This is a genomic window from Prevotella sp. SGI.167, from assembly GCF_050313615.1.
Taxonomy (GTDB): domain Bacteria; phylum Bacteroidota; class Bacteroidia; order Bacteroidales; family Bacteroidaceae; genus Prevotella.
Genome location: NZ_JBNPLT010000050.1, coordinates 1 through 12,001, shown reverse-complemented (window position 1 = coordinate 12,001; position 12,001 = coordinate 1). Strand labels below are relative to the sequence as shown.

Below are 12,001 nucleotides of genomic sequence, written 5' to 3'. Positions count from 1 at the left end.
ATTACCCTTCATCTTGAGTGCATTTCAATTCCATAAAGGTACGATTAGAACTAGGGACTAACTAGCAAAAACCTTGCAGGTAATTATTTCAATTCCATAAAGGTACGATTAGAACCAGATAATCACGGAGAAGGAGTTCCTTCGCCGCAAGAATTTCAATTCCATAAAGGTACGATTAGAACTATTTCATAGATTTGCGCTTAACCGTGATGCGCCTATTTCAATTCCATAAAGGTACGATTAGAACCGATATATTCATTAATCATATCACGATAGCTTTCTAAATTTCAATTCCATAAAGGTACGATTAGAACAGTATGTAGAGGTAGTAAGTTAAAAAGAAATAGATTAATTTCAATTCCATAAAGGTACGATTAGAACCGCTAATCTTAAATTAGCACAATATCAAAACGATATTTCAATTCCATAAAGGTACGATTAGAACAGACTGGCACGAGCAGCTGCATCAGAACCAAACTATTTCAATTCCATAAAGGTACGATTAGAACTATTAAGCGGCTGATGACCCAAACGGTCAAACTCATTTCAATTCCATAAAGGTACGATTAGAACGCAACGACCTTGAAGGTCGCTACCCGAAAGATTATGTAATTTCAATTCCATAAAGGTACGATTAGAACTTCCAGAAAGTTGGAAATCTACGAGTTTGTTGTTACTCATTTCAATTCCATAAAGGTACGATTAGAACCTGCAAGACGGAAAAGACTCAAAGAAGGAGAAGACATTTCAATTCCATAAAGGTACGATTAGAACGCTCAGGGAGAGGGACGGGCGGCTACATCGTCCGCTTCATTTCAATTCCATAAAGGTACGATTAGAACGTCTTTTACCTCGACGAGGTTCCGAAATAGTACCGAATTTCAATTCCATAAAGGTACGATTAGAACTTGCACATTGGAGGAAAAAAAGCAGGTATTTGTTAAATTTCAATTCCATAAAGGTACGATTAGAACTGGCTTCCAATCATCGGTGGTGAAGCGCTTGATGAATTTCAATTCCATAAAGGTACGATTAGAACTCACTTATTTTCTAACGTTTAAAGGTTTATAGATTAATTTCAATTCCATAAAGGTACGATTAGAACCCGTTGAATTTTAGGCGTAGATGCCCGCAGAATCTATGGGTTTGCGAGTGCAAAGATACAAAAAAATCTTCAGAACAATGTCGATGCCTAAAGATATTTTTTCTGCGGTCTTACGACAACCTGCCTATTTATGGAGGTTTCAATAAGTCAAAGAGCACTTTCGGAGGTTTTGCCGAACTCAAAACTGCAAAATAGAACCACATCGACAACTCTTTATAAGAAATTATCGGTAGTCATTCTTTCTTTTCCAAGAATCTGTTTGTTCATATTATACCCCATTTTATTGGTGAAAACAATGACACTATCCTCGGATTCATCAATGATAGCTTTCATCTTCATTTGTAATTCCCGAAGTTTTGCTTCAGATAATTCTCCCTCCAAAACTGAGTTCTGAATCCAACACAAATACTGGCGGCAAAGCTTCAGCATTTTGCCAACTCGCTTCTCACCTACATCGTAAACTATAATCACATACATATCACCAATACATTTTAAAAGGTTTATATTCTTCTATTCCTAAAATATCTTTCAGTAGCTTATAGCATTCCAACTTTATAAGATGCTTATAGCTTACATTACGTCCTAAAGAACGATGACGGAAAGTCTCATCATAACGCTCTTCCATGGCCTTTACAAAAATCTTCTTTCCCTTTTCGTTCAAAAGACATTTGTTGAGTTTCTTATCAAAATGACTGGTACTTAAAGCATGCTTATTGAGTACCTTGAAGATGACTCTATCCACGATAATAGGTTTGAAGATCTCGGATATATCCAGACATAACGAAAAACGCCTTTCTCCTGGAGTATGCAGAAAGCTTATCGTTGGATTGAGCTGAGTTTGATGAACAGCTCGGAGAGTTTCGGTATAGCACATCATATTACCAAAAGAGATGAGAGCATTTACCTCGTTCTCTGGCGGTTGCTTGGTTCTTGATCCCATGTTGAAATCATCGAGAATGATATCGAATGCAGCATAATATGCCTGTCTGATATTTCCCTCAATTCCCATTATCTCATCTACAGCCTTAGCATCTGGCAAAGTATTACTCAATCTTTTAATAGTATCGATAATATCTTGCAGGTCTTTTCCTCTGCGATTATAATAGTTGAGGTTCATAACCATATTCCAAGCTGCTCCCTGAATGAATTTTCGCGCCAATTCTACCCTTTTCTTCTTGTTTTGGTACGCAGATGTTTGTGCCAACAATGCCTTGCCAGAAAGAAGACTTTCCCTTGGCATGAAGCTTCCGGTATAGTTCTCATAATAGTCGAAGAAGTGGACAGGAATACCTTTCTGTCCCAGAAAGTTGAACAAAGCACTATTTGCCCGGAGACTTCCAAAGGCATACAGTTCCGCAACATCCTCAATAGGAATAAATCGAGGTTGCTGCTTGATTTCTTCATTATCATCTTCATTCACGATAACAGGCGTGAACTTCAACGTATTGTCCCTTCTCTCCATAATGCCTGGATTGAACAGATAAAAACTTCTTTTCATTCTTCTTCCTCCAACTCGTTTATATAACAAAAATCGAAATAACTACAATTCTTACAGATGCCTTTCTTGACTTTAGACGGGCAAACATCTTGAGAGATTATCTGAATGATGTCTTTAGATATAACCTGAATGTCATCTCTATCGACATCTGTCAAGATTACTTCTTTTGTCTTTCTCAAAAGAGGATATTCTAAGATGCCCTTCACGCCATCAATTCCATGTTGCTCGAAAACATACATGTAATATTTCAGTTGCCATTCATGAGCTTTATCCACCTTATTAGATTTCTTTATCTCATGGATGACCTTATTCCTGGCATCATAATAATCCACTTTGATACCATCAATCTCCACTTCCTCATACTTTGATATACGTTGTGGATAACTTGATTCATGCACCAGCTTTCCTTCATAGACCAAGTCAGACTCTTGTTCCATGTTGATACCATTGGCAAACAGCCATAGTTTGCGATGGCAAAGCTGGTAATAGTTGAAATGAGTACCTGTTATGACCATAGAGAAAAGCCAATAGGAGGCTCCAAGTAAAAACCAGGAGCCTCTTTATTTACATTAAATCTGATTCTCGTAATCAAACGCCATCATTCTATCAACCAACTCCTGTTTAGCCTTAGCCAAAGCATCTGCGCTTTCCGTCTCAGTCATGACATAACTTGCACATGGAAGAGTTATAAATGTCTTGGCACCAGCATTTTCGTCAACGATAGGCTTTGCCTGTGGTTTAGATTCTCCATCCTCAACAAGTTTGGCACGAATAGCTGCAGCTAAAGTATTAGCATTATCACTAATAGCAATGGCTAAAGTCTCCATCAAACTGAATGTTCTTGCCTGATTGGATGTGATATGCCAATCAATCAGAGCATCGGCTATAGCTGGAATAATCTGCTCACGCTGCTCTTTCGGCATCAACAAGCATTCACCAAAAGAAGTAGTGATTACCTTCCATCCATCTTCTTTCAACTTTTCTACCATATCTGATGTAATCTCTGGTTCCAACTGATTAGTTGAAACGCAGAACAAACGTCGTAAATCAATAGCTACATCATATACAAAGAGACCTGTAGCACGACTATTGTCTGGAATCCATTTGCGATACAAACTTCTATCGCTACCCTCTAAAAAGTCACTAACCTGTTCATCTGTCAAACGATTTCCATTTGCATCACGCACAACAACTTTATGCACGTTTGGCTTATCAGAACGATCGAATGAAATGTTCTCCTTAGAAACTGCAGCCAAAAGTGGATGCAAAGGGGTCATCGCAGAAATACTAAATGGACTTCTACGCTTTACTGCTTTCTCTTTTCCACCCTTTGGAGTTCTCATCCAGCCACCTAAAAGCTGGTCAACATAATGTGGATCACAAGACGAAAGGACCTCACCTTCTTTAAGCGCACCTTTCTTATCTACATCAAAAAAGAACTCGGTAGGAGAAGGTTGAACACCTAAAACATCGTTAAGCTGCTCCAGGATAGAACGCTTAACCTGTTGACCACTAGCAAATGGAACTCTTACGTTGAACTGTGGGTCATAATAAGATTTCTGACCATCTTCTACACAGAATACTGTGAACGCAGCATGCTTGAAACCTCGCAAATAAATAAAAGAATTCTCTTTCATAATCTTGTATTTTTAATTGTTATTATAATGTCTTATACTGGAAACGCAAAAGTGTTAAGAAGTATGGTACATTGTCTGTTGGCATACCATGAATCTCCTTCACGATTCCTTTAAACTCATCTATCTTACCAATGAATGAAACAACCTCTGCAGCAGCTGCTATGAACTGTTTCTTATTAGTTGCATTGAGCATTGTCTCAACCAAATTTTTACGTTTGGTACTGATAGACTTATCTTTATCACTAGAGGCTTCGTTCAACAACTCAGCCAACTCTTGGGATTTCTCCCATAATTCATCATTATTCAACATAGCTAATATCCAAATTTTATATACGTTAAAATTAATTTGTTCGTCTTCATTTTTAGGAGTTTTCGGCTGTTTCGGCACTTTATCTCCTTTTGAATATACATAATCTCTAAGCCCTTTAGGCTCCATGGCTTTAATACCTACAGCTCCATAAGTACAAGCCGTTTTAAATCCAATTGCAGTTCCCCATAAAGACTCTGCATTTTTACCATTGCTCATCCCAAATATCTTTTCATAAAGATGAATTGGACGGCGTATTTGGTTCAAATTAAATGGTATAAAACCAATTGTAGCATTTGTCTGTCCTATGCTATAGATGTAGCCCAAAATTTGAGCATTTCTATATTTTTTAGAAATACCAATGAGAATCTTTGTCCATGTTTGGGTATCAATATTGATGATTCCATCCTTATTCGTATTGTAAGGACTATATCCCGCCAAAGGCATATCTGCATCATATTCTCTTGGATCATAATAATGGGACAGCCATTGACCATTCCAAGTATTAATCTGATTTCCTTTCAGCATGGTTGTCTCATTAAGACTCGTACGATAGAGCTTCCAACCTTCAAAAATATCAAGTAAGATCTCTTTGTTGCTAAAAAGAATCGAAAAACCTCCCTGAACACCAATACCAAGAGCATCTCCAATCCACGATGCATAGATTTCTTCCTGAGAATTAGGCAACTTCAAATCTGTTACTTGACCAGATGTTGTTGCGGTAACATCTAAAGAAGCATAACCTCGTGCAATGCTAGCATCAGCTTCACTTTCTTCGATTTTCTTAATCAATTTTTCGAAGCGGATCTTTCTCTGTTCAGGAGTTTCAAAAGGCTTTTTCCCCTTTATCATATCATCCCAACTTAACTTTGGGTTTTCCAAAGGCGAATTGCCTGCAGTCATCATATACTTGTTTTGATCAAAAAACAAGGGATAGAACTGCTCCAAAAAGAAAGTTCTGGCATCATAGCTGGTGCCATATTTTTCATTGTAAGCATCCAGGAATATCTTTCCAATATTTGATGTTATCATATTTTATAGTATTTCAAACGATTGATAATATTCTATTTTACACAAATCGGGTAACAATCCCTTTTCTTCATCATATCCTTTGTTCGGAATGACAAAAGGATGCGACCCCTTATTGAGCTGATCAAGATTTCTATGTGCAATGGAATGATAGCTTACAGGTATTTCCATTTCAATTCTTTCCAATCCATTGGCACATAAGTATCTGTCTTTATCTTCTTCTGTAATACAAACAGCAGAATTGATGTCAAGCGTTTCCAGTAACGCTGATTTCGGATGATGACAAAGTGCCTTTAACACCCATTTTCCTTCCAAGAACGCCACTCCAGTAAAGTCTATATTCTGAAAGTCAATCTTTGGATATACCTTATCTATCATTTCCTGAACATGACATTCCTCCATGATGTCACCACTGTCTGGCAGGACCCTGAAAGTATCTTTCAGAACATCCAGACTATAAGGAAGAGCTTCTTTATCATCTTCAGATGGTGCTATGACATATATCGGCTTGTAGTGTCCTATGGTATCTCTTGTACGCTTGCGATTAATTCGTCCAAAACGCTGTGTAAGAGCATCAATTGGAGCACACTCAGTAATCATTATATCAAAGCTGATATCAAGACTGACCTCTACTACTTGAGTGGAAACTACGATGCATGGAACGTTTTCTAATTGATTGAAGTCTTCACGCAACTTTGTTTCCAATTTAGCCCTGTCGCTTCGTTTGTACCTGCTATGCACAAGCATCTTCTTCACATCCGGATATAATTTCTCAATAAACTCATATAGTTTCTGTGCTCTTTTTACTTGATTACATACTATGAGAACTTTAGAATTGCTTTCGATTGCTGAGGCTATCACACCATAAGATTCTTTTTTATCATCGAGCTTGTAGATTTGATGCCTGTCAAATGATTGAAGCGTCAGAGAATCCAACTTTACCTCATAAACTGCATCAGCTCCACCCAATAGTTGAAGTATCCTCTGATACAATACTGTCGGCATTGTTGCCGTACCAACATGTACCCTACACTCCAGCGCAACAAGAATTTCTATAATGCGTAGAACTATAGACTGCATAACATCAGAATAGGTGTGTATCTCATCGAGAATCACATCACAACCTTTTAAATCCATAGCCATAGCCTCATATCCTTTGATTCCAAAAACTACAGAGGCCATCTGGTGTGGAGTAAGGACCTTCACTGATGCACCAACATGACGCTGCATGATACTTTCCTCTATCTTACCGTCTTTCACTTTCAGATTAGAGGCTGCATGTAGAAGATGAACTTGAGCATTAGTTTTACTCAAATCATTCCTTATTCTATCATACATAGCATTAATTGATGCTTGAAAAGGCAGTGTATAGAAAACTCTTCCACGACAACGCCTCAACAAAAAATCAGTTTTTCCAGCTCCAGTTGGAGCCGTTACCAACGTATGCATCTTCTTACTATCCGAAGAAATCAATGATAAAGGATAGAGTTCACTTTGCCTATTGTAAAAAGACAAATCAGGTTTGATGAAGAGTTTATCAAGCGGCATTTCAAATGCAGTCTCCATAGCAGAAGCCATGTGATCTGCCGCCATCAACAACCCTCTCCATTCAGAACATCCCTTTTTTCTACCATCACAATAGTCTATGACATATTCGTAATTTTCTTTTGCCTCTTCCAAAGATATCTCATGGGTTTCCATGCCAAGGCTTTCAAGAATATCAATGGCTATATAACTCCATTCCGGGAATAACTTTGAATGTTCCTTGAAGCAATCTGATGTATCATCTAAATCTAAAATGCCCAAATTCCGAACATCTTTATACATAGATTTATGATGAGCTACAATCATATCTATCACAGCCTCTCTATGTTCCCGACATATCAACGATAGAAAGAACAAGGAAGCTATTTCATGGCGAAAAACAGAACCAGGCTTCTTCTTGTTTGGGGAAATCAGCGATTGCTGGAACACTGGACTTACCTTTCCGATGTCATGCAATAAAGCTCCTTCTACCGCAATCTGTTCATCAAATCCTAAATGTTTAGCCATTACACGGGCGGTATCAGCAACATTCTTAAGATGCTGATACAAACAAACATGTCCATTCTGCTCGCTTTTAGCTAATATTTCTTGATGAATATTCATATAGTTACATCGTTTAAAGTAAAGATTGACCATTATACTCTATCCAGCCAACCATTGGTTGATTATCGTTAAAACGATTATAGCCAACCAAGAAAGACTGCTCTGAATTTCCAAAGCGCAATTCAAAACCAGGTAATTGATTGAATTGTTCTTCTTCCATCACTCTGATTTCTAATTCTGGCAAGAGTATATCTTCATTTCTACATACACATACATGTTGCTTCGATGCAATAATAGCATCTTCTTCGTTTTCAAAAGCAATACATAAAACCGGATGCAAAAGAACAGAACGCTTCAATACAGAACGATTTCTAATGAATGTTCTGTTTTTATACTCCCAATCTCTTGGCTGTATCACTTCCTGTTGAGAATCCAGGGAATCATACTTCAATTTGTGCCTCAAAATTTTATGAATTCCTGGAACGTCCAATAGTTCAGGAAACAGTTTTTTCTCTATGCCTTCTATTATTGAAGGTGTAAGAAACTGCTGACTGAATGTTTCTCCATCACGAACTGCGGTCCATGGTTTAATGAAACCAAACTGCCCTTTATATGTTACGACATACATAATCAAATCCTTTAATAATTAGTAAATTGCTCCAAATCCGATACCCGTACAATTGCCAATGCCAACATTCCATATAAATTGTTTCGTCTCAGGCTTACCTTTGATGACAACCGGGCAAAGACTTGCCTTATTGCCAATACCATGATAACGAACCAACTTCAACTTCTTTTTGGAGTAAGAAAGATCAAAACAGATATCTAACGTTTCATCCTCTTCCAATCCAGCCTCTTTCATCTTCGACAAAAGAGTTTCCTTAAGATATTGGTTTGCCTGTGCATGATTGAAATTATACTGTTTAATGCTTCCATCATCCAATTTTCTCTTTATAAAAATCGGACTAGCACAATAATACAAATCCCGCTCTGAAAATTGAGGTTCAGCACCAATAGTTATGTCAGTTACAAACATACCACAAAACATCTCAGGATCTTCAAGAATTGTTCTGATGATAACCTTAATGATACTTTCATCATAAAAGCTAATAAACATCGTTGCACCCTGTGAAAACTGAAGTGCATCCTCCACTTTTCTTCCTCCATTTAACCAAGAGAAAGAATACAATGAAATCGTATCATGAATAGAATTGTTTCCAATCCATTTATGAATAGTACCAACCAGTTTCTGTTGATAATCAAAAGGAACTGGTGTAGTATTCGGTGAAGTTTTTAAAAGAATTCTCATATTTTAAAAAAATGTTCGTTTTATAAATATATTTTTTGCTTATCATAAAATTTCTCTCAGATGGTTCCTTACCTTATCAGCAATCTCTTTCGCCTCCTGATAGCACCCATCAATTTCTTCATAGGTGTATACATTCCGAGCCTCAGCGATGCTTTCGGTTGCAACCTCTTCGAACATATCGAAGAAAATTTGCTCATTATTTTTTTCCTTCATATCTAATACTGTTAAGAATTAGTATTTCCTATTTTAAATATCATCAAATGCTGACATTTACACCGACATTCAACATTCACGAATCTACTATCGAATTGACTCTCTTCTCCCTTCCCAATGTCTCAGGAAATACATAGTGACCATTACCGTTTTCTCGTGGATTAGGCTCTATATGCTCGGCATACCATGCCCGTTTATACTCGGTAGTGATAATGCCGTAATCTCTGGCGGCAATGATGGAAGCGGCGAGAGAGGCGCCATATAGCTCCTTGATGTCTATCATCTCTTCCAGCGTTATCAACTCTCGCTTCCTGGAACCCAACTCTTCAATAAGCGTCAACTTGGGAAGAAGAAAGAAACTGGCAAAGAGATCACAACGCTTCTCCAGCCTCAGCGGACTATCTTCCGGGAAGAGGAGAAGCAGATGAGCCAACTCATGAGCTGCCGTGAAACGAAGTTTCTCCACACTACTCTTTTCTGGATTGAAATCGAGAATCATCAGCGGATGCTTCTTATCTGCCCAGGTACTCATTCCGAAGACATACTCTGGGAGAGTAGCTGCAAGTATCATGATGCCTTTTCTTTCCAAGAGTCTCAGGATGCTGGCGATGGGACCATCACCGCAATGCCATTTTTCACGAAGAAGGCTAGATGCCTGGATGGCATCTTCCAGCGTTAATACCCTGGTGCCTTTTATCGGATTTTTGAATTGAGTAGGAAAACCCGCTTCTTTCTCCTTGGCTAGATACTGCTCTGCCCAAAAAGAGAGTTTGGCTTCCAGGGCTTGCAACTCGTCTTCGGATAACTTACCATTGGAGGTGGTGCGGAGCATCGGAACATCTATCTTGAGATTGGTTCCTTCGAAATATTCCTCGCTGATATTGAGGGCTTTGGCTATGGCTTGCAGGGCATCACGCTTAGGGCGCATGATGCCTTTCTCATAACGGGAGATGCTCTGCTTGGTGATGGCTCCGTTGGTACGCTCTACGAGTTTATCCATGCTGAGCCCCATCATCAGGCGCGCTTCTCGCAATCTTATTGAAAATGAGTCATTAGTCATATTTGTTAGTTCTTTAATTTGTTGACAAATATAATAAGAATACCTAATATTGTCACCAAATAATATAAAGTTTTAACATTAAAAAGCACTTGGATACAGGAAGAACTAGAAGATTTAAGGAGAAAATGGAATTACACATTATTATATTAAGAAAAAGATGTGGTTTTAAAGCTTTTACCCTTACAGGGCGCAGGGGTATTACAAACACAAAACCCAGGGCGAATGCCCTGGGCTATGAGCTTCTGCCCTATACATTTCCGCTTCGCGCCGGTGACCGTTGGTTCAGGGCGTAAGGCGGACTGCAAACGAATTTATCCCTTCAAGGCTTAAGGCGGCTGCAGACGAAATAAAAACTACTTTCCTATCTTCTTCATTCTATCAACCTGTGTCTTAATTACATCAAGCGTGGATTTATCTGTAGAGAAGACGGAATTGAGACCTTGGGCTTCCTGGGCTGGATCGCCGGTATAATCATCTCCCACCTGCCACTGCTCGTGCTTCGGCTGGGCAAAACCACCCCAGCCCCAGAAGTTGCAACCGGCAAAATAACCACCAGAGGCGGCATTGTCGCCAACAAGACTGAAGACATACTTATAATAACCATCACGACCTTCTGTAGTAGAAGAAGGAGAGAAGGAGAAACCGTCACGAGGATAACCGAACTCTTCCATCACCAACGGCTTACGGATGCGACCGCAAACAGCAAGATGCTCATCGATATACTCCTTTGTGTTTTTGCAAGATACGCCTAAATCTTCCAGCAAATGATCCTTTCTTGCCCAACTCCAGTTGTAAGGCCACAAATGGATATTGCAATAATCCACATTACGGTCGGCACAAATGCGCTCCCAGCAATCCAACTCGTTTTCACAACCCCACTTGCCTTCACTTCCGATGGAGATAAGATGGTTCTTATCGAGTGAACGGATCAGCTTGCTTGTCTCGCCCAGCCATTTCTCGAATGCAGGCAACTGCTCCTTGCTGAAGGCACGAGGCTCATTGCCTATCTGCCATGACATGATGGCTGGATCGTCCTTATATTTTTTCTTTGTATATCTATTGGTTCTAGTAAGAATGAAACGCACGTAATCATAGAAGAGCTGGTGAGCCTTATCACAGGAAGCATACTGAGCCACGAAATTCATGAATGCCGAATAGCCATCCTCATCAGGACGTGGCGCCTTGCCTAAACCTGCCTGCTCCAGATAATAGCCGTAACCGCCGCTCCATTCCCAGGAATTGTTGAGATAGAGCACAGCCACCATCTTGCGTTTGCCCATCTCCATCAGGAGATAATCGAGACCGGCAAGTATGGTATCATTATAAACGCCCGGTGCTTCCTGCAAGGTAGGTTCCACCTTGGTCTTCACTCCACGCTTGCCATCGGAACCCACCAGGATGCGCAGGTTGTCGATGCCCATCTCCTTCATCTTGTCAAGTTCACGGCAGAGTCGTTCCCGGTTGCCGCCCTGTCCCTCTGAGCCCAGGATAGCACCATACCAGAAGTTGGTGCCTACATAATAATAAGGTTTACCATCACGAACGAAATGTCCGTCCTTTACCTGTACGAAGTCTGACTTTGCTAAGAGATTGCATGTAGCCAATGCCATCGCCAATAAAACAAATAATTTCTTCATCTATGATTCTGTTTATGATTAAGTTTGAAGTTTATGTAAATATCGGGTGCAAAGATAATAAATATGGGCAAGAAAATATGATACTTTCTTGCCCATTCTACATACAAATCCTTATAAA

11 protein-coding genes and 1 CRISPR repeat array are annotated in these 12,001 nt (G+C 39.3%); all 11 genes read right to left on the bottom strand.

The window, feature by feature from the left end:
* Nucleotides 1-21: 21 nt before the first annotated feature.
* A CRISPR array of direct repeats spans nucleotides 22-1,105; the repeat unit is 30 nt; unit sequence ATTTCAATTCCATAAAGGTACGATTAGAAC.
* A 213-nt stretch (nucleotides 1,106-1,318) separates the two neighbouring features.
* Nucleotides 1,319-1,582, bottom strand: coding sequence for a CRISPR-associated endonuclease Cas2 (gene cas2 / locus ACQRBJ_RS15090; protein WP_118119984.1), 264 nt, complete (start codon nucleotides 1,580-1,582; stop codon nucleotides 1,319-1,321).
* Between the two features lies 1 nt (nucleotide 1,583).
* Complete coding sequence (gene cas1b, locus ACQRBJ_RS15085) at nucleotides 1,584-2,603, bottom strand: type I-B CRISPR-associated endonuclease Cas1b (RefSeq protein ID WP_445304119.1); 1,020 nt, start codon at nucleotides 2,601-2,603, stop codon at nucleotides 1,584-1,586.
* Nucleotides 2,600-3,118: a CRISPR-associated protein Cas4 gene (gene cas4 / locus ACQRBJ_RS15080; protein WP_445304118.1), complete on the bottom strand. Its 519-nt coding sequence runs from the start codon at nucleotides 3,116-3,118 to the stop codon at nucleotides 2,600-2,602. The genes cas1b and cas4 overlap by 4 nt, the downstream gene beginning before the upstream one ends.
* Nucleotides 3,119-3,172: 54 nt before the next feature.
* Entirely contained in the window at nucleotides 3,173-4,240 is a 1,068-nt protein-coding gene (locus ACQRBJ_RS15075) for a CRISPR-associated protein Cas7 (RefSeq protein ID WP_445304117.1), read from the bottom strand.
* 22 nt (nucleotides 4,241-4,262) lie between these two features.
* The gene (locus ACQRBJ_RS15070; RefSeq protein ID WP_445304116.1) at nucleotides 4,263-5,579 is read right to left on the bottom strand and encodes a hypothetical protein; all 1,317 of its coding nucleotides are present in this window, start codon (nucleotides 5,577-5,579) and stop codon (nucleotides 4,263-4,265) included.
* A gap of 3 nt (nucleotides 5,580-5,582) precedes the next feature.
* Nucleotides 5,583-7,724, bottom strand: a complete 2,142-nt coding sequence (cas3, locus tag ACQRBJ_RS15065; RefSeq protein ID WP_445304115.1) for a CRISPR-associated helicase Cas3' — start codon at nucleotides 7,722-7,724, stop codon at nucleotides 5,583-5,585.
* Between the two features lie 13 nt (nucleotides 7,725-7,737).
* Complete coding sequence (locus ACQRBJ_RS15060) at nucleotides 7,738-8,292, bottom strand: hypothetical protein (protein ID WP_445304114.1); 555 nt, start codon at nucleotides 8,290-8,292, stop codon at nucleotides 7,738-7,740.
* Between the two features lie 18 nt (nucleotides 8,293-8,310).
* The gene (gene cas6 / locus ACQRBJ_RS15055; RefSeq protein ID WP_445304113.1) at nucleotides 8,311-8,973 is read right to left on the bottom strand and encodes a CRISPR-associated endoribonuclease Cas6; all 663 of its coding nucleotides are present in this window, start codon (nucleotides 8,971-8,973) and stop codon (nucleotides 8,311-8,313) included.
* Between the two features lie 42 nt (nucleotides 8,974-9,015).
* A complete protein-coding gene (locus tag ACQRBJ_RS15050) occupies nucleotides 9,016-9,186 on the bottom strand; it encodes a hypothetical protein (RefSeq protein WP_445304112.1) in 171 nt (56 codons plus the stop codon).
* A 76-nt stretch (nucleotides 9,187-9,262) separates the two neighbouring features.
* Complete coding sequence (locus tag ACQRBJ_RS15045; protein WP_445304111.1) at nucleotides 9,263-10,246, bottom strand: helix-turn-helix domain-containing protein; 984 nt, start codon at nucleotides 10,244-10,246, stop codon at nucleotides 9,263-9,265.
* 353 nt (nucleotides 10,247-10,599) lie between these two features.
* Nucleotides 10,600-11,883: a glycoside hydrolase 5 family protein gene (locus ACQRBJ_RS15040; RefSeq protein ID WP_445304110.1), complete on the bottom strand. Its 1,284-nt coding sequence runs from the start codon at nucleotides 11,881-11,883 to the stop codon at nucleotides 10,600-10,602.
* Nucleotides 11,884-12,001 lie beyond the last annotated feature (118 nt).